At 68.1% G+C, this 17,117-nt stretch carries 18 protein-coding genes; 7 read left to right on the top strand and 11 right to left on the bottom strand.

From position 1 onward, the window contains the following. Window positions 1-4 precede the first annotated feature (4 nt). The 5 genes from BGP17_RS08750 to BGP17_RS08730 all read right to left on the bottom strand — a co-directional run bounded on the left by BGP17_RS08750 (window position 5) and on the right by BGP17_RS08730 (window position 4,719). On the bottom strand, window positions 5-931 hold the full coding sequence (locus BGP17_RS08750; RefSeq protein WP_286711712.1) for an Hsp33 family molecular chaperone HslO: 927 nt from the start codon (window positions 929-931) through the stop codon (window positions 5-7). 99 nt (window positions 932-1,030) lie between these two features. Next, window positions 1,031-1,453, bottom strand: coding sequence for a hypothetical protein (locus BGP17_RS08745; RefSeq protein WP_286711711.1), 423 nt, complete (start codon window positions 1,451-1,453; stop codon window positions 1,031-1,033). 10 nt (window positions 1,454-1,463) lie between these two features. Continuing rightward, window positions 1,464-2,378 carry an ornithine carbamoyltransferase gene (gene argF, locus BGP17_RS08740; protein ID WP_286711710.1) on the bottom strand — a complete coding sequence of 305 codons (915 nt, stop codon included), beginning with the start codon at window positions 2,376-2,378 and terminating at the stop codon, window positions 1,464-1,466. A gap of 143 nt (window positions 2,379-2,521) precedes the next feature. Further along, the gene (locus tag BGP17_RS08735) at window positions 2,522-3,718 is read right to left on the bottom strand and encodes an aspartate aminotransferase family protein (protein ID WP_286711709.1); all 1,197 of its coding nucleotides are present in this window, start codon (window positions 3,716-3,718) and stop codon (window positions 2,522-2,524) included. A 161-nt stretch (window positions 3,719-3,879) separates the two neighbouring features. After that, entirely contained in the window at window positions 3,880-4,719 is an 840-nt protein-coding gene (locus BGP17_RS08730; RefSeq protein WP_286711708.1) for an ABC transporter permease, read from the bottom strand. 55 nt (window positions 4,720-4,774) lie between these two features. Here BGP17_RS08730 and BGP17_RS08725 point away from each other — a divergent pair, with 55 nt between their 5' ends. The 6 genes from BGP17_RS08725 to BGP17_RS08700 all read left to right on the top strand — a co-directional run bounded on the left by BGP17_RS08725 (window position 4,775) and on the right by BGP17_RS08700 (window position 11,415). Further along, window positions 4,775-5,428 (top strand): GcrA family cell cycle regulator, encoded by a 654-nt coding sequence (locus tag BGP17_RS08725; protein WP_167301159.1) that lies wholly within the window; start codon window positions 4,775-4,777, stop codon window positions 5,426-5,428. A gap of 6 nt (window positions 5,429-5,434) precedes the next feature. After that, window positions 5,435-6,016 (top strand): demethoxyubiquinone hydroxylase family protein, encoded by a 582-nt coding sequence (locus tag BGP17_RS08720; protein ID WP_167301160.1) that lies wholly within the window; start codon window positions 5,435-5,437, stop codon window positions 6,014-6,016. A 57-nt stretch (window positions 6,017-6,073) separates the two neighbouring features. Continuing rightward, on the top strand, window positions 6,074-6,388 hold the full coding sequence (locus BGP17_RS08715) for a hypothetical protein (protein ID WP_286711707.1): 315 nt from the start codon (window positions 6,074-6,076) through the stop codon (window positions 6,386-6,388). Continuing rightward, window positions 6,385-7,908 carry a methyl-accepting chemotaxis protein gene (locus BGP17_RS08710; protein ID WP_286711706.1) on the top strand — a complete coding sequence of 508 codons (1,524 nt, stop codon included), beginning with the start codon at window positions 6,385-6,387 and terminating at the stop codon, window positions 7,906-7,908. Before BGP17_RS08715 ends, BGP17_RS08710 begins: the two co-directional genes overlap by 4 nt. 88 nt (window positions 7,909-7,996) lie before the next feature. Further along, window positions 7,997-9,979 (top strand): DNA topoisomerase IV subunit B, encoded by a 1,983-nt coding sequence (parE, locus tag BGP17_RS08705; protein ID WP_286711705.1) that lies wholly within the window; start codon window positions 7,997-7,999, stop codon window positions 9,977-9,979. Between the two features lie 128 nt (window positions 9,980-10,107). Then, window positions 10,108-11,415: a serine hydrolase gene (locus tag BGP17_RS08700; protein WP_286711704.1), complete on the top strand. Its 1,308-nt coding sequence runs from the start codon at window positions 10,108-10,110 to the stop codon at window positions 11,413-11,415. Between the two features lie 166 nt (window positions 11,416-11,581). Here the strand turns inward: BGP17_RS08700 and BGP17_RS08695 are convergent, their stop codons facing one another. The 5 genes from BGP17_RS08695 to BGP17_RS08675 all read right to left on the bottom strand — a co-directional run bounded on the left by BGP17_RS08695 (window position 11,582) and on the right by BGP17_RS08675 (window position 15,160). After that, the gene (locus tag BGP17_RS08695; protein WP_167301165.1) at window positions 11,582-11,845 is read right to left on the bottom strand and encodes a hypothetical protein; all 264 of its coding nucleotides are present in this window, start codon (window positions 11,843-11,845) and stop codon (window positions 11,582-11,584) included. After that, the gene (locus BGP17_RS08690; protein ID WP_167301166.1) at window positions 11,842-12,675 is read right to left on the bottom strand and encodes a TIGR00266 family protein; all 834 of its coding nucleotides are present in this window, start codon (window positions 12,673-12,675) and stop codon (window positions 11,842-11,844) included. The genes BGP17_RS08695 and BGP17_RS08690 overlap by 4 nt, the downstream gene beginning before the upstream one ends. Before the next feature lie 90 nt (window positions 12,676-12,765). Beyond that, a complete protein-coding gene (locus tag BGP17_RS08685; RefSeq protein ID WP_167301167.1) occupies window positions 12,766-13,557 on the bottom strand; it encodes a LysR family transcriptional regulator in 792 nt (263 codons plus the stop codon). Next, on the bottom strand, window positions 13,554-13,952 hold the full coding sequence (gene apaG / locus BGP17_RS08680) for a Co2+/Mg2+ efflux facilitator ApaG/CorD (protein ID WP_086130998.1): 399 nt from the start codon (window positions 13,950-13,952) through the stop codon (window positions 13,554-13,556). Before apaG ends, BGP17_RS08685 begins: the two co-directional genes overlap by 4 nt. Then, the gene (locus BGP17_RS08675) at window positions 13,952-15,160 is read right to left on the bottom strand and encodes a trans-sulfuration enzyme family protein (protein ID WP_286711703.1); all 1,209 of its coding nucleotides are present in this window, start codon (window positions 15,158-15,160) and stop codon (window positions 13,952-13,954) included. The genes apaG and BGP17_RS08675 overlap by 1 nt, the downstream gene beginning before the upstream one ends. Window positions 15,161-15,304: 144 nt before the next feature. Here BGP17_RS08675 and BGP17_RS08670 point away from each other — a divergent pair, with 144 nt between their 5' ends. Further along, window positions 15,305-16,609 (top strand): glycosyltransferase family 39 protein, encoded by a 1,305-nt coding sequence (locus BGP17_RS08670; RefSeq protein WP_286711702.1) that lies wholly within the window; start codon window positions 15,305-15,307, stop codon window positions 16,607-16,609. A 9-nt stretch (window positions 16,610-16,618) separates the two neighbouring features. On the opposite strand, the gene BGP17_RS08665 is transcribed toward BGP17_RS08670, so the two are convergent. After that, the coding region (locus tag BGP17_RS08665) for a GtrA family protein (RefSeq protein WP_286711701.1) at window positions 16,619-17,117 on the bottom strand (499 nt) is incomplete at its 5' end.

The following is a 17,117-nucleotide window of genomic DNA, read 5'->3' as shown; positions in this document are numbered from 1 at the left end:
CGGATTACAACGGTGGCGGAACGAAATCGGCGAGCTTCACCGGGAATTTTTTCGAGCAAAAGACGCAATCGACGGCGATCACCCCCGCTTCGTCCGCCATCGCCGCCCGCTCCTCTTCCGGGAACTTGGCAAGCACCCCGGTGATGTAGCCGGGGTCGCACCGACAGCCGCGCGCGAGATCCGCACCGCTGAGAACGCGCACCTCTTCCTCTTCGTTGAACAGCCGCCAGACCAGCGATTCGAGCGGGATTGCCGCATCGGCCAGCTCGTCGACGCCCATGGTCGAGCCCAGCGCCTCGACATGCTGCCATTCGGGATGGTCGAGCCGCACATGCAGCCGCTCGCGCCCCGCCTCGCCCTCCGGCAGATGCTGGAGGAACAGGCCGCCGCCGATCCACTTGCCGGTTTCCCTGTCGCGCCGCGCGCCCAGCCGCACCAGGCTGGGGATCTGCTCCGACTGGAGGAAATAGCTCTGCGCCGCCTCGGCCAGCGAGCCGGCGTCGAGCGGCACGATGCCCTGGTAGCGCTCCTTGGTGGTCGCCTGGTCGAAAGTGATCGCCAGATGGCCCTTATGGAACAGCGCGAACAGCGACGGGTTCTTGCCGAGCTGCGACAGGCGCAGGGCATCGAACTGCACATAGCCGCGCAGCTCGCCATTCTTGTAGTCGCACACCAGCAGGCTGACGATGCCGCCCTGCGTCTGCGCCTGGAGCGTCATCTGCCCTTCGGCCTGCTTGAGCGTGGAGCCGAGCAAGGCAGTGAGCGTCAGCGCCTCGGCCAGCAGCCGCTCGATCTGCTCGGGATAGGCATGGGCCGACAGGATCTCGTCGAGCACCGGCCCCAGCCGCGCAACGCGGCCACGGGTGTGGCGGCCAGGAATGGTGAAGCCGATCACGCGATCGAGATCGGTGGTGGGGGCAGTGTTGGTCACGTCGAAATTCCTCGCTGCCCGGCCGAAGCCGGGTTGCCGCTTGTGGCACAGTTTGTCGGAAGTTGCCCGCTATGTAGGGCCTTGCGGGCCCGAGACAACTCAGGCCGCGCGAGCGCGCCCGGCGAGCCGCGATGCGAACCAGAGCACCCATCCCGCGGCCAGCGCGGACAAGCCGGCAAGGAAGAGTGCCACGGCGATCCAACGCGCCACCGCGATGGCCGCAAGGGCGCCGGTGAGGCTGCCGTCACTCGGAAGCACAAGCCCGGCCCAGTCTTCGAAGCTTCCGAGCGCGATCGCTATGCCGACCCCGATCATCACGAGCCAGAGCGCCGAACCGGACAACTCTGCACGGCGGATGCGCCCGAGATGGGCAACCATTGCCGAGTTCGCGGCGGCAACGAACAGCGCGGCCAGGCAGGTCAACCGATCGGCATAGTCGGCTTCACGAGGCACGAGCCAGAGCACCCAGAGCAGCACCGCGAGGCCCAAGGCAACCAACGCTGCGATGCGAACCGACGGCAAGGCACGCCTCCTAGATCTGCCCGAAGCACCACCGTAGCACAGCTTTCTGCGCGTGGAGGCGATTTTCCGCCTCCTGCCAGATCAGCGACTGCGGCCCGTCGATCACTTCGTCGACCACTTCCTCGCCGCGATGCGCGGGCAGGCAGTGGAGGAACCTGGCGCCCGGCTTGGCGACGCCCATCAGCGCCTCGGTCACCTGGAAGGGCATCATCGCGGCGAGCTTGGTCTCGGCATGCGCCTGGCCCATCGAGATCCAGGTATCGGTGACGACGATGTCGGCGCCCTCCACCGCTTCCTGCGGCGTGCCGACCACTTTCGCCCGGCCCTTGCCGCGCGCCACGTCCGCGTCGCTCGGCTGATAGCCCTGGGGGCAGGCCGCGACGACATCGAAGCCCATCAGCCCGCCGGCCTCCATGATCGAGGCGAGGACATTGTTGCCGTCGCCCAGCCAGGCGACCTTCAGCCCCGGCAGCGCGAAGCCGGCCTCGAGGATCGTCTCCAGGTCCGCCATGATCTGGCAGGGGTGCGAAGCGTCGGTAAGGCCGTTGATCACCGGCACGCTGGCATATCGCGCCATGTCGACCACCTTCTGGTGATCGTCGGTGCGGATCATGATCGCGTCGACATAGCCCGAGAGGATGCGCGCGGTATCGGCAATGCTCTCGCCGCGGCCGAGCTGCATCGAGCCCGCGTCCATCACGATCGACGTGCCGCCGAGCTGGCGGATCGCCATGTCGAACGAAACCCGCGTGCGCGTGGAGTTCTTCTCGAACACCATCGCCAGCACGCGACCGGCGAGCGGAGCATCGGCGTCCACCTTCCCCTTCGGCCAGCCGGCACGGGCTTGCTTGCGGGCAATGGCATCGTCGAGCATCGCCTGGATGCCGGCGGCGCCGGCGTCGGACAGATCAAGGAAGTGGCGCATCTTAAATCCTCCCCGACACGGGGAGGGGGACCGCCGCGAAGCGGTGGTGGAGGGGGCCCTCCACCAGCGAATCGCTTGGGGCGCTCCCCCTCCGCCATGCCTTCGGCATGGTCCCCCTCCCCGTCCCGGGGAGGATCTTGGTTTCAGCCACCGCTCGGCGGCGCGAAGCTGCGGGCGCCCTCGCTGAGGCGCTCGATGCATTCGGCGATGTGATCCTCGTCGATCACCAGCGGCGGCAGCACGCGGAACACGTTCTCGCCCGCCGCGACAGTCAGCAGCCCGTGATTGTCGCGCAGGTGCGCCACGAAGTCGCGGCTCACCGCCGGCTCCTTCATCTTGATGCCCAGCATCAGCCCCTTGCCGCGGATCTCCTCGAACAAATGATCATGGTTGGGGATCATCTGCTCGAAGGCCTGGCGGAGGCGCTCGCCCATCTTGGTAACGTGATCGAGGAAGCCCGGCTCGAGCATCACGTCGAGCACCGCCTGCCCCGCCGCCATGGCCAGCGGATTGCCGCCATAGGTGGAGCCGTGCGTGCCGATCACCATGCCCTTGGCCGCTTCCTCGGTCGCCAGGCAGGCGCCGAGCGGGAAGCCGCCACCGATGCCCTTGGCGGCGGTCATGATGTCCGGAGTGATGCCGTAATGCTCATAGGCCCACATCTTGCCGGTGCGGCCATAGCCGCACTGGATCTCGTCGAGGATGAGCAGCAGGCCATGCTCGTCGCACGCCTTGCGCAGGCCCTGGATGAACTCGGGCGTGCCCGCGGTCATGCCGCCCTCGCCCTGCACCGTCTCGACCAGGAAGCCCGCCGTCTCGTCGTCGATCTTCGCCAGCGCGCCTTCGAGGTCGTTGAACTTCACATAGTCGAAGCCCGGCAGCAGCGGCTCGAAGCCGTCGCGCATCTTGGGCTGGTCGGTCGCCGAGATCGCGCCGATCGAACGGCCGTGAAAGGCGTTCTTGAAGGTGATCAGCTTGTGGCGCTGGGGGTTGCCGCTGACATAGTGATAGCGGCGGGCGGTCTTGATCGCGCACTCGATCGCCTCGACGCCCGAATTGGTGAAGAACACCGTGTCGGCGAAGCTGTTGTCGACGATCCGCTGGGCCAGCGCCTCGCCCTGGGGGCTGCCATAGAGGTTCGACACGTGCATCAGCGTGGCGACCTGGTCCTGCAGCACCTTGGTCAGGTGGGGATGGCCATGGCCGAGCGCGTTGACCGCGATGCCCGCGGCGAAGTCCAGATACTGCTCGCCGCGCTCGCCATAGAGATACACGCCCTCGCCTCGCACCGGCCGCACAGCGCACCGCGGATAGACGGGCATGAGCGGGGTGATGGTCATGGGAACATACTCCTTCGTGAAAAGCTCGAAACGAGACTCCAGAAACGCAAAAGGGCGGCCTGTCGGGACCGCCCGAGGCGGGTGTTTACGAGCCTCCAGCCGGAGAGGCAATAATCGTTTCGGCGAGGCGCATGCGCCCACGCTATCGACCTGGAATCGGCCTAGTTCTTGATCTTCCATCCACGCCGCAGCAGCGTGTAGCAGACGAAGCCCAGCAGCACGTCGAGCCCCAGGATCACCAGGCTGCCGACCAGGATCGGCGAATCGGCGACTCCGAGGAAGCCGTAGCGGAAGCCCGAGATGATGTAGAAGAACGGGTTGGCGTGGCTGATCGCCTGGAAGGTCGGGGCCAGCCGCTCGACCGAATAGAAGGTGCCCGAGAGCAGGGCGAGCGGCGCGACGACGAAATTGGTCACCGCCGCGGCATGATCGAACTTCTCCGCCCAGATCGACGTCAGCACGCCCATCAGCGCGAGGAAGAGCGAGCCGAGGAAACCGAACCACAGCACCGCCCAGAGATGCTGCGGCCACAGGTTCACGCCCCAGATCGCCATCGCCAGCCACACCGTGCCGCCCACGCAGAAGGCGCGCGTCACCGCACCGCCGCACAAGGCCGCGAGCACCTCGGTGGTCGAGAGCGGGGGCATGAGATAGTCGACGATCGTGCCCTGGATCTTGCCGACCAGCAGCGAGAAGCTGGCATTGGCGAAGGCGTTCTGCAGCATGCCCATCACGATCAGGCCGGGCGCAATGAATTCGGCGAAGTGAATCTCGCGGTGCTGGAGCGTCACCATCCGCCCGCCGCCGCCCAGCGCGACGGTGAAGATCACCAGAAACAGCAGCGTCGTGACCGCCGGTGCCCATACCGTCTGGAGCTGCACCTTGAAGAAACGGCGCACCTCCTTGATATAGAGGGTGCGCAAACCTCCCCAGTTGACGTTGCGGATCACCGGAACGCCGGGCTCGGGGAGCTGTTGACCGAATTCAGGCTGGCTGCTCATCGCGCGTTCGCGTAACCGCTGCGCGGGCCGCCTGCAAGGTGAAGGAAGAGAAGTTTTGAGCTGGACCGAAGAGCGGATCGATACGCTGAAGAAGATGTGGGACAGCGGGCTGACCGCGACCCAGATCGCCGAGGAGCTGGGCGGGGTGAGCCGCAATGCCGTGATCGGCAAGGCGCACCGCCTGGGCCTGCCCGCGCGTCCGTCCCCCGTGAAGCCCAACGAGCCCAAGGCCGCGGCCGAGCCCAAGCCGGCGCCCGCGCCGCGCCCGACGCCGGCCGCCACCGCCACTCCCGCCGAGTCGCCGGCTCCGCGCGCCGCCGCGCCGGCCGCCACGCCCTCCGCTCCGGCCGAGCCCAAGCCCGCTTCCGACGGACCGGTGCTCCGTTCGGTCGGCCCGGGTGGCTTCGTCCGCCAGAACCCCGGCGAGCAGACCCCGCCGATCTCGCCGGCCCCGCCGCGCCGGCTTGTCCCCGCCAAGCCGTCCGAGGCGATCGCGGGCAAGACGAGCCTGCTCGATCTCAACGACAAGATCTGCAAATGGCCGATCGGCCATCCGGGCGAGCCGGACTTCCATTTCTGCGGCGACAAGGTGAACCCGGGCTTCCCCTATTGCGTCGAGCATTGCGGCCATGCCTATCAGGCGCAGCTGCCCCGCCGCGATCGCCGTCCGCCGCCGCCCCTGCCCTTTGGCGGCCCGCGCGTCCGCTAATCATCGATGCCGATCGCGGCACGCCTGGCACCTGGCGAGACGCTGGGTGACCGCGTGCTGCGCGTCGACCATGCCGGCGAGCACGGCGCGGTATGCGTCTATCGGGCGCAGCGACGGCTCGCCCGCTGGACCGCGCCGGGCCTGCTGGCCGAGATCGAGGCGTTCATCGCGCACGAGATGCGCCACCGCGCGCTGTTCGCCGCCGAACTCGCCCGCCGCGGACAAGCGCGCTGCCCCAGCTATGCCCTGTGCGCGGCGCTGGGCACCCTGCTCGGCACCATTACGGGCCTGCTCGGCTGCCACGCGATCGCCGCCACCACGGTTGCGATCGAACGAGTCGTGCTGCGCCACATGGCCGCGCAGATCGCGGCGCTCGGATCCAGCGATCCCGCCGCGGTCGCCATCCTCCTGGACATCGTCGAGGAGGAGCAGGAGCATCACGATCGATCGGCGGCGCATCTGCGGGGCGGCCTCCTCCAGCGCGTCCTCGACGTCGGCGTCGGCATCGCGACCGAGGCGGTGATCTGGATCGGCATGCATCGCCGGTCCGGGCCAAGGGCCATCGGAGACGCGCGACGAATATCGTAATCTGCGCAAATACTGTGGTTTACGTGTTTCTAACCTAATCCCCGCTAGACGCGCGGAATGAACCGTTTCGGATCAATCCTCGCCCGTCACGCCCTGCCCGCGCAGCTCGTGCTCGCCGGGCTGGCAGTGGCCTGCGCAGCCTTCTGGCCTCCCAGCCAGGGGCGGATGCTGCTCGTGCCCATGCTGCCGGGTGCGGCGGACCACATGCTCGCCCAGGCAATCGACAGCGGCGCGCAACTGCTCGGCGACGGGCCGCTGCCGGGCAGCTTCGTCGTCACGGGCACGCATCCCGCCATCGCCTCGGCGCTCCGGGGCCGGGCAATCCTGATCCTCGCGGCGCCGCCGGCCCTGTGCGGAGGCGCGGCCGCATGAACGAGATCGATCGCCTTCGGCGCCGCGGCGTCCGGACGCTGGTCGTGGCGAGCTGGGCGACTGTCGGCGTGGTCTTCCTGCTCGGCCTGCTGCTCGGCAGCCAGCGCGAGTGGATGACCCTTTTGCTGGGTGCCGCGGCGAACATCGTCCCGACGATCGTCGCGCTGCGCCGCCGCTACGATGCCGCCGCGCGGCTGATCGTCGGCACGCTCGCCGCGATCCAGCCCGCGCTCGCCGTCTATGCGCTGACCGGCCATCCCTGGCAGATGGACTCGCACATGTATTTCTTCGTCGCGCTCTCGGGCCTGACGCTGCTCTACGACTGGCGGCCGATCGCGCTCGCCTGCGCGATGATCGCGGTCCATCACATCGTCTTCCAGCTCGCGGTGCCTGCCTGGGTGTTCGAGGGCGGCGGCAACTTCGGACGCGTCGTCTTCCATGCCGTGGCGGTGCTGCTCGAATTCGCGGTGCTCGCCTATCTCACCACCCAGCTCGTCCGCCTGATCGAGGCGCAGGCCGATGCCCGCGCCCAGAGCGACCGCTTCGCCGCGGATGCCACCGCGCGGCGCGACGATGCCGAGGCGGCGCTCACCGCGATGCGCGCCGCCGAATCGCGCGAGCGCGCCGAGCGCGCGCGCCGCGAAGCGAGCGAGCGCGACGCGACCGCCGAGCGCCGCCGCGAGATGCTGGCGCTCGCCACCGCCTTTCAGGACTCGGTCGCCGAGACCGTGCGCGACGTCACCCGGGCCGCGAGCGACCTCGATCGCTCGGCCCATGCGCTCAATTCGCTGGCCCATACGGCGAGCGTGGAGCTCGCCGCGACCGCGCATATCGCCAGCCAGGCTTCGGACACCGCGGGCGGGCTCGCCAGCGGCGTGCGCCAGCTCACCGCCTCGATCGTGGCGATCGCCACCAGCGTCGACCAGCAGGCGAATCTGAGCGGCGCGGCGCGCGGCGTCTCGCGTTCGGGCGAGAATGCGGTGCGCGCACTGGCCGAGCGCGCGAACACCATCACCCGCTTCGCCGAATCGATCCAGGAGATCGCCGCCCGGACCAACCTGCTGGCGCTGAACGCCACGATCGAAGCGGCGCGTGCCGGAGATATCGGCCGCGGCTTCGCGGTGGTTGCGCACGAAGTGAAGGCACTCGCCAACCAGACCGGCTCCGCCACCGAGGAGATTCGCACCCTCGCCGGCACCGTCCAGGGCGGCGCCACCCTGGCGCACGGCGCGCTCGACGAGATCGCCGCCACCGTCGCCGAGGTTGCCGCGGCCGCGGAGGCGATCCGCAGCGAAGTCGACGGGCAGCGCCAGGCCGCGGGCATGATCGAAGCGACTGCCCACGACACGGCCATGGGCGCCACCCGCATGGCCGAGCGGATCGGCGCCGTCGCCACCGTGGCAAGCGACACCGAGGCGCTGTCCGACCGGGTCTCCAGCGCCGCGACCGGGCTTTCCGAGGCGGCAGTGGCGCTGGAAGCGGCGACCGACAAGTTCATCGCCCAGCTCAAGGCGGCGTGATTCCCAAATTCCTCCCCGGCAAGCCGGAGGAGGAATTGGACGGCTCCATCCCTTGCGCCCCTCACCCCGCACCCCCTATACGTTCTCCATGGCCGCTGAAGACCTGTTTGCCGCGCCGGGCGTGCCCTCCGGCACCTATGACGCCTCCTCGATCGAAGTCCTCGAAGGGCTGGAGCCGGTACGGCGCCGCCCGGGCATGTATATCGGCGGCACCGACGAACGCGCGCTGCACCATCTCGCCGCCGAGATCCTCGACAATGCGATGGACGAGGCGGTGGCCGGCCATGCCAACCGCATCGAAGTCACGCTCGAGGCCGGCAACCGCATCACCATCGTCGACAATGGCCGCGGCATGCCGATCGATCCGCATCCGAAATTCCCCGACAAGTCGGCGCTCGAGGTGATTCTCTCGATGCTCCACTCGGGCGGCAAATTCTCCGGCAAGGCCTATGCCACCAGCGGCGGCCTGCACGGCGTCGGCATCTCGGTGGTCAACGCGCTGTCGATCGACACCACCGTGGAGGTCGCGCGCGACAAGCAGCTCTATCGCCAGCGCTTCAGCCAGGGGAAGACGCTGGGGCCGCTCGAGCATGTCGGCGGCACGCCCAACCGGCGCGGCACTTCCGTCAGCTTCGTACCTGATACCGAGATCTTCGGCGAGATGCTGTTCAAGCCGGGCCGGCTCTACAAGCTGGTCCGTTCCAAGGCCTATCTGTTCGCCGGCGTCGAGATCCGCTGGAAGTGCGACGCCGAGCTGATCGGCGACGAGACGCCGCCCGAAGCCGTGTTCCAGTTCCCCGGCGGCCTGGCCGACCATTTGAAGGAGCAGCTCGGCGCCCGCGAATGCGCCACCGCCGATTTCTTCGCCGGGCGCCAGGATTTCCCGGGCGAGCATAACGGCCGCGTCGAATGGGCAGTCGCCTGGCCGCTATGGTCCGACGGGTCGTACAGCTGGTACTGCAACACCATCCCGACGCCCGATGGCGGCACCCATGAGGCGGGCCTGCGCGCCGCGTTGACCAAGGGCATCCGTGCCTTTGGCGAACTGATCGGCAACAAGAAGGCCAAGGACATCACCGCGGACGACGTGATGACCGGTTCCGAGCTGATGTTGTCGGTCTTCATCCGCGATCCGCAATTCCAGTCGCAGACCAAGGACCGGCTGACCTCGCCCGAGGCCGCCGGCCTGGTCGAAAAGGCGGTGCGCGACCATTTCGACCATTTCCTCGCCGACAATATGGACCGCGGCAAGGCGCTGCTCGGCTATGTGCTCGAGCGGATGGACGACCGCCTGCGCCGCAAGCAGGAACGCGAGGTCAAGCGCAAGACCGCGACCAGCGCGCGCAAGCTCCGCCTGCCCGGCAAGCTCACCGATTGCTCGGCCGACGATCCGGCGGGCACCGAGCTGTTCATCGTCGAAGGCGATTCGGCCGGCGGTTCCGCCAAGCAGGCGCGCGACCGCAAGACCCAGGCGATCCTGCCGATCCGCGGCAAGATCCTGAACGTCGCCTCCGCCACCTCGGCGAAGATCCTGGCCAACCAGGAGATCGCCGACCTGATCCTCGCCATGGGCTGCGGCACCCGCAAGGATTGCGACCCCAGCAACCTGCGCTACGAGCGCATCATCATCATGACCGACGCGGACGTGGACGGCGCCCATATCGCCACGCTGCTGATGACCTTCTTCTTCCAGGAGATGCCCGACCTGGTCCGCCAGGGGCATCTCTATCTCGCCCAGCCGCCGCTCTATCGCCTGACGGTGGGCTCCAAGTCGCTCTATGCGCGCGACGACGCGCACCGGCTCGAGATCGAGGCGACGGCGTTCAAGGGCAAGAAGGTGGAGGTCAGCCGCTTCAAGGGCCTGGGGGAAATGAACCCGAACCAGCTCAAGGAAACCACGATGGACCCGGCGACCCGGGGCCTGCTGCGCATCACCCTGCCCCAGGAATATGAGGAGCGTGCCGGGGTGAAGGATCTGGTGGATCGCCTCATGGGCAACAATCCCGCCCATCGTTTCGCCTTTATCCAGGAGAACGCGGCACGGCTCGACGAGGAAGTGATCGACGCCTGAAAGGGTTCGCGCTCCCCTCCCGCGTCATCCCGCCTTCGCGGGGATGACCGAGCGGGAAATGTGCAGCAATAATCTTGATATCATGATTTACCTCGCGTAGAAGCAGCGCGTCCACAGCCGCCGAGGCAATGATGCGCCTGCTCCCGCTTCTCGCCGCTTTCCTGCTCGCCGCACCCGCTTCCGCGCAGACTGCGCCGCCGCAGCCGGTTCGGGCCGACCCCGCCTTCACCCTGCGGCTCGGGGAGCTTATCGCGATCCTGAACGGAGGCGGGGACTATGCCGGCTATTTCACGCCCGCCTTCCAGGAGAAAGTGCCGCAGGCGATGCTCCAGAGCGTCACCGCGCAGCTGATCGCCGCCAATGGCAAGCCGCTCGCGATCCTCGGCGTGACGCAGGAGACGCCGTGGCGGGCCAATATCCGCGTCCAGTATGAGAAAGCGGTGGCGAACGTCCTCCTCGTGGCCGACCCGGCGCCGCCGCACCGGGTGGGCGGGCTGCTCGTCCGCGGATTCGAGAGTGCCGAGAAGACGCTGCCGCAAGTCGAAAGCGCCCTTGCCACCCTGCCCGGCGATGTCGGCTATGCGATCGCGAAACTGGGCAGCGGTGCGCCGCAGCCGCTCGCCGGCCGCAATGCCGACAAGCCCTATGCGATCGGATCGGCGTTCAAGCTGGTGATCCTCGCCGAGCTGGTCCGCGCCACCAATGCCGGCGAGCGCAAATGGGACGATCTCGTCACGCTCGACGGCGGCATGCTGCCCGGTGGCGGCTACACCATGAAGCCCAAGGGCACGCAGGTGACCCTGCGCGAGCTCGCCACCCAGATGATCTCGATCAGCGACAACAGCGCGACCGACATCCTGCTCCAGCATCTCGGCCGCGCGAAGGTCGAGGCGATGATGCCGGTGCTCGGCATCGCCGATCCGGCGCGCAATCGGCCCTTTCTGGGTACGCTCGACGTCTTCCGGCTGAAGGGCGTCGCCGGACTGGGCGACCGCTATCTGGCGCTGGACGAGGCCGGGCGCCGCAAGCTGCTTGAAGGGGAAGTAGCCGGCATCCCGCCGATCCTGATCGACGCGACCAGCTTCACCCGGAAGATCCCCAACCGCATCGACACGCTCGAATGGTTCGAGACCCCGAACGATCTGGTCCGGGTGATGGACTGGCTGCGGCGGAACACCGAGGGCATGGCCGGCACCGACGCACGCAGGATCCTGTCCACCAATCCGGGCGTCAGCCCCGATGTGCGCGGCAAGTGGCAATGGATCGGCTACAAGGGCGGATCGGAACCCGGCGTGATGAACATGACCCTGCTGCTCCAGGCGCGGAACGGCGACTGGTACGTCGTCACGGGCAGCTGGAACGATATGCAGAAGGCCGTCGACGAGAGCCGCTTCGCCTCGCTGATCGGCAAGGCGGCGGAGCTGACCGCGCCTTAGCTAATGGCACGTCAAGCGACGAATTTGCGGAAGCTGACCCCCGGCGAAGGCCGGGGCCCAGTTGCCACGTCGTTCGAGAGGTTCGACCGCCCAAACAGCCGCCCCGATACTGGGGCCCGCCCTTCGCCGGGGAGCTGCTGCAGCTAGATGCCGGTTGCCCCGGACCCTAAATCTCTCCGCGCATCCGCCGCTTGTGATATTTGGTGCGCATGCCGATCCCCATCAGCATCAACGCGAAGCCCGTGACGATGGCCGCCAGCGTGACGAGGTTCGGAATCGGCGTCCAATAGGCGTTGATCAGGATCAGCGCCGACCCGATCACCGCCAGCGCCACGCCCAGGCGGCGCGGCCCCTTGGCCACCTGCATCAGCTCGCGACGATAGGCGCTGCGCTGCTCGGGATCGCGCAGATCGGGGATCGGCCGGCTCAACGATTGCCTCCGATCAGGTCGCCAAGCCCGCCCAGCACCGAGCCTTCGCCGCGATTCTGCCCGCCATGGCTGCTCGCCGCCGCCATCATCCGCCCGGCTAGGCGGGAAAAGGGCAGCGACTGGATCCAGACCTTGCCCGGGCCGCGCAACCGCGCGAAGAACAAGCCCTCGCCGCCGAAGATCGCGCTGCGCACCCCGCCGGCGCCGACCAGGTCGAACTCCACCGAAGGGGTGAAGGCGGCGACGCAGCCAGTGTCGACGTGGAGCTCCTCGTCCGCCGCCAGCTCGCGCTCGACGACCATGCCGCCGAACTGGACGAACACCCAGCCATCGCCGTCGAGCTTCTGCATGATGAAACCCTCGCCGCCGAACAGGCCGGTCATGATCCGCCGCTGAAACGCGATGCCCATCGACACGCCCTTGGCCGCACAGAGGAACGCGTCCTTCTGGCAGATCAGCGTGCCGCCGACCGAATCGAGCTTCAGCGGCACGATCGCGCCCGGCACCGGCGCCGCGAAGGCGACGCGCGCCTTGCCCGAACCGTTATGGGTGAAGACGGTGGTGAACAGGCTCTCGCCGGTGACCAGCCGCTTGCCGGCGCCGAGCAGCGCGCCCATGAAGCCGCCGCCCTGCCCGCCGCTGCCGTCGCCGAACACGGTGGTCATCCCCACCGCGGCGTCCTTCCACACCAGCGCGCCCGCCTCCGCCACCGCGCTCTCGCCCGGATCGAGCTCGATCTCGACGAACTGAAGCTCCTGTCCCTTGATCTCGAAATCGATGTCGTCGGCAATGCCGGCGCTGCGGCTATGGCTCCAAGGGCTTTGCGGCATGGGTGTTCGCTCCTGCGGTTTTGCGCCTCCTTATCCGGCTTCGCCGCACCGATGAAGGCCGATGCGCATCGGCCCGCGATCGGAGCGCGCTCACGCCGCCAGCGCGTCGACCAGCGTCTTCACCTTCTTCTGCCGCCACTGGGGCAAGGGCGCGACCAGCCAATAGCCGAGCTTCGAACTCTTAGGCTCGCCGACGACGACGACCCGGCCCGATTCGATGTCGCTACGGGCCAGCAGCTCGGGCACGGTGGCACGGCCCAGCCCCTCGGCCGCCGCGTCGAGCGCAAGCCCGGCATCGGCGACCCGCACCAGCGAGCCGGCATCCTCGGCCATGCAACCGGGCCACGAGATGCGCACGTCGATGCTGCCGCCCGGCCGCTCGACCGTGACCATCCCGTCGCTCTCCAGCGCCTCGCCCTCATGCTCGCCGGGCCCTTCGCCCCAGCGGATCGCGAGATCGAGATTGGCTTCGGTGAAGTCGATCGCCTCGTCCGCGGGGACGAGCATGAAGCGCAGGTCGCTGTCCTCGCGCGCGATCTCGGCCAGGCGCGGCATCAGCCATTTCGCGGTCAGGTCGCGCGGCGCGGCGATGGTCAGCGACTTGGACGATTGCCCCGCCTGCATCGCGCGCACGCTTTCCTCGAACTGGAGGAAGCCCGCCCGCAGCGCCGCCAGCCCCGCCTCGGCCTCCGGCGTCAGCTCCAGCCCCTTAGTGGTACGGCGGAACAGGACGACGCCCAGCGTGTCCTCGAGCGCGCGAATCTGCTGGCCGACCGCCGCCGGCGTCACCGCCAGCTCGTCCGCCGCGCGGGTGAAGCTCAAATGCCGCGCCGCCGCGTCGAGCACGCGCAGGCCGTTGAGGGGAAGATGCGTCCGCTTCATTCCGCCACCGCCGGCGCCGTGAGTGCGAATTTGGGGATGGCGACGTCGAACGCCGAGCCGTCCTCTCCGATCATGTGATAGCTGCCCTGCATGTTCCCCATCGGCGTGCTCAGCGGGCAGCCCGAGACATAGTCGAAGCTCGCCCCCGGCGCGATCATCGGCTGCTCGCCGACCACGCCTTCGCCTTCCACCGTGTGGCGCGCGCCCCGGCCGTCGGTGATGATCCAGTGCCGCGTCAGCAGCTGCACCGTCATCGGCCCGCTATTCTCGATGCGGATGTGATAGGCCCAGAACCAGCGGCCGCGATCGGGCTCGCTCTGCTCGGGCAGATAGCTCACCGACACGCGCACGGTGATCCCGCGCGTTTCCGCCGCATCGGTGAACAATGCGTCCATCACAAGCCGGCGGCCCTCAGCGCCTGGTCCAGATCGGCGATCACGTCCTCGGAATCCTCCAGCCCGACATTGAGCCGCAGCATGCCCTCGGTCACGCCCATCTCCAAGCGCTTCTCCTCGGCCACGCTCGAATGGGTGGTGGAGGCCGGATGCGTCATCAGCGAGCGCGAATCACCGATATTGTTCGAGATGTCGACCAGCTCGAGCGCATCGAGCAGCGCGTGCGCCTGTGCACGGCCGCCATCGACCTCGAACGAGAAGATCGGGCCGGCCGCGTCCATCTGGCGGTTGAACAGATTGTGCTGCGGGTGGCTCGGCAGCGCCGGGAAGTTGATCCGGGGCACCCGCTGCTCGAGGAAGCTGCCCACCTTCAGCGCATTCTCGCTCTGCCGGCGGATACGCAGGTCGAGCGTCTCCAGCCCCTTGAGCACCACCCAGGCGTTGAACGGCGACAAGGTCGGCCCGGTGTTGCGGGTGAAGGGCAGCAGCACGTCGTTGATGAAGGCGGCGGAGCCGGCGACCGCGCCGGCGAGCACGCGGCCCTGCCCGTCCATCATCTTGGTCGCCGAATAGGCCACCACGTCCGCGCCGAATTCGAGCGGGCGCTGGAGCGCGGGCGTGGCGAAGGCATTGTCGACCACGCTGGTGATGCCGTGCTTCCGGGCAATGCCGCACACCGCTTCCAGGTCGACCACGTCCATCGTCGGGTTGGCCGGCGTCTCGAAGAAGAAGACCTTGGTGTTCGGGCGCACCGCGTCCGCGAACTGCTGCGGATCGCGCGCGTCGATCACCGTCGTCTCCACGCCGAAGCGCGGGAGCAGGCTGTCGGTCAGCCAGCGGCAGGAACCGAAGGCGGCGCGGCCCTGGACGATATGGTCGCCCGCGCTCACCTGGCACAGGATCGCCGCCGTCATCGCCGCCATGCCCGACGACATGGTGCGGCAGGCCTCGGCGCCTTCGAGCAGGGCGATCCGCTCCTCGAGCATCTCCACCGTCGGGTTCTGCAGGCGCGAATAGGTCATGCCCTGCTGCTCGCCCGCGAAGCGCGCGGCGGCGTCGCCCGCGCAATCATAGGCATAGCCGGACGTGAGGAACATCGCCTCGCTCGTCTCGCCCCATTCGGAACGCGCGGTGCCCCCGCGCACGGCCTGGGTGGCGGGTTTCCAGTTGCGGGTTACGCTGCGGTCTTGGCCGGTACGACGCTTCATAGTGCGAGATGCTTTGCGGCTGAGGGGACGGGGCGTCAACACCGCTCGTCACTTGGGCGCCGACAAGTCCTGCTTCGTCGCTCCGCGGATCCGGAAACCAAGTTCAGCATGACGGCCACCAAACGCTCGGCTAATCAACGCGCCATGCTCGATCGCCTCAAGGCCCTGCAGGACCGCCCCTGGCTCGTCGCCCTGCTCCTCGCCATCGCCGTGCAGGCGCTGTTCCTGGTCCATCTCGACCAGCCGAGCGTGATCATGTTCGACGAGGTCCACTATCTGCCCGCCGCCCAGGCGCTGCTCGACCTGTCGGGCCCGCGCAACGTCGAGCACCCGATGCTCGGCAAGGAGCTGATCGCGGCGGGCATGGCGCTGTTCGGCGACAATCCGTTCGGCTGGCGCATCGCCTCGACTCTGGCAGGCACCGCCACGGTGCTCGGCGTCTTCGCATTCCTCTGGCTGCTCGCCGGCAACATGCGCACCGCGCTGGTCGGCGCGGTGCTCACCACGCTCAACCAGACCGTCTATGTCCAGGCACGCACCGGCATGCTCGACATATTCCTCGGCGCCTTCCTGATCTGGGCGCTGGTGGCGTTCCTCTGGGCGATGAAGGCCCCCGGCAGGGGCGCCAGCTGGCAGCGCTGGATCGCGGGGAGCGTGCTGCTCGGGCTCACCACCGCAGTCAAATGGGCGGGGGTGCCCTATATCGTGCTTGCCGCCCTGGCTTTCCTCGTCATTCGCGCCCGCGACGCGCGCCTGGCGAAGCGGCCGCTGCTCTCCGCGCTCTCGGGCAGGGACCAGCCGCACTGGCCCGGCCTGCCCGCGATCCCGGCGATCCTGGCGATGGGCGTGGTCAGCGTGGCCACCTATTTCGTCACCTTCGCGCCGGCCTTCTTCTACACCACCGATCCGCTGACCTCGCTCTCCGGCCTGTTCGCCCAGCAGCTGCACATGTGGCAGATGCAGACCCAGATCCTGCCGCACCACACCTATCAGTCGAGCTGGTGGAGCTGGCCGCTGATGCTGCGGCCGATCTGGTATTTCTACGAATGGGATCGCGGCGCCCAGCGCGGCGTGCTGCTGATCGGCAACCCGCTGATCATGTGGGGCGGGCTGGTCGCGGTAGCCGCCTGCTATTGGGCGTGGTTCCGGGACAAGGCGATCCGGCCGCTGGCAGTGGCGCTGCTATGGACCGCATCGCTGGCGATCTATGTCGTGATCCCCAAGTCGATCGGCTTCTATTATTACTATCATCCGAGCAGCATCTTCCTGTGCATGGCGCTGCCCATCGCCTTCCAGCATTTCGACCGGGGCCGGAATCGCGGTTGGGAAGAATGGTTCGCCGCGCTCTCGCTGCTGGTGTTCGGCTATTTCTATCCGATCCTCTCGGCCGCCCCGCTGGCGGACAGCCAGGGCTTCACCCATTGGATGTGGATCGGCAGCTGGCGCTGACCCGTCGGTTCAGTACCGTCCCCAGACGAAGCGGGAGGACAGGGCGAAGTTCCACACGGCGGCGACGGCGATGCCGGCCAGCGCCGCGAAGCGCCAGTCGCCATGCTGGACATTGTGCAGGAACGCCGCCACCCCGACATTCGCCGCCGCGCCCACGCTGCACACCAGGCAGAAGGAGAACCAGCCGGCCAGCAGCGGCCCCGCGCCCTGCAGCCGCTGCTCGCGATAGGTGAGCGCGTTGTTGAGGAAGAAGTTGAACGTCATCGCCGCCGCGGTGGCGAGGATGGTGGCCCCGACAAAGGGCCAAGCCAGGCCGCGGAACAGCACGCCGAGCACCAGGAAATGCACGCCTGCGCCCAGCGCGCCGATGCCCGAGAACATCACGAAGCGCACCGGCACCACCCGGCCGAACATCCGATCGTAGAGCGCGATGAGATATTCCATCGCCACCACATAATCGAGCTTGCTCTCCCCCAGCGCCCGCGTGCGGAACACATAGGGCAGCTCG

The sequence above is a fragment of the Sphingomonas sp. 67-41 genome, assembly GCF_001899725.1.
Classification (GTDB): domain Bacteria; phylum Pseudomonadota; class Alphaproteobacteria; order Sphingomonadales; family Sphingomonadaceae; genus Sphingomonas; species Sphingomonas leidyi.
The sequence above is the reverse complement of the archived record's forward strand: the minus strand, read 5'-3'. Positions and strand labels throughout refer to the sequence as shown.

Bases quoted from the DNA above. Each gene is read 5' to 3' on its own strand.
- BGP17_RS08675 (WP_286711703.1), bottom strand. From the start codon at position 15,160: ATGAAGCGTCGTACCGGCCAAGACCGCAGCGTAACCCGCAACTGGAAA.
- BGP17_RS08690 (WP_167301166.1), bottom strand. From the start codon at position 12,675: ATGCCGCAAAGCCCTTGGAGCCATAGCCGCAGCGCCGGCATTGCCGAC.
- BGP17_RS08685 (WP_167301167.1), bottom strand. From the start codon at position 13,557: ATGAAGCGGACGCATCTTCCCCTCAACGGCCTGCGCGTGCTCGACGCG.
- argF (WP_286711710.1), bottom strand. From the start codon at position 2,378: ATGCGCCACTTCCTTGATCTGTCCGACGCCGGCGCCGCCGGCATCCAG.
- BGP17_RS08730 (WP_286711708.1), bottom strand. From the start codon at position 4,719: ATGAGCAGCCAGCCTGAATTCGGTCAACAGCTCCCCGAGCCCGGCGTT.
- BGP17_RS08670 (WP_286711702.1), top strand. From the start codon at position 15,305: ATGCTCGATCGCCTCAAGGCCCTGCAGGACCGCCCCTGGCTCGTCGCC.
- BGP17_RS08715 (WP_286711707.1), top strand. From the start codon at position 6,074: ATGAACCGTTTCGGATCAATCCTCGCCCGTCACGCCCTGCCCGCGCAG.
- BGP17_RS08735 (WP_286711709.1), bottom strand. From the start codon at position 3,718: ATGACCATCACCCCGCTCATGCCCGTCTATCCGCGGTGCGCTGTGCGG.
- BGP17_RS08700 (WP_286711704.1), top strand. From the start codon at position 10,108: ATGATGCGCCTGCTCCCGCTTCTCGCCGCTTTCCTGCTCGCCGCACCC.
- BGP17_RS08720 (WP_167301160.1), top strand. From the start codon at position 5,435: ATGCCGATCGCGGCACGCCTGGCACCTGGCGAGACGCTGGGTGACCGC.
- apaG (WP_086130998.1), bottom strand. From the start codon at position 13,952: ATGGACGCATTGTTCACCGATGCGGCGGAAACGCGCGGGATCACCGTG.
- BGP17_RS08710 (WP_286711706.1), top strand. From the start codon at position 6,385: ATGAACGAGATCGATCGCCTTCGGCGCCGCGGCGTCCGGACGCTGGTC.
- parE (WP_286711705.1), top strand. From the start codon at position 7,997: ATGGCCGCTGAAGACCTGTTTGCCGCGCCGGGCGTGCCCTCCGGCACC.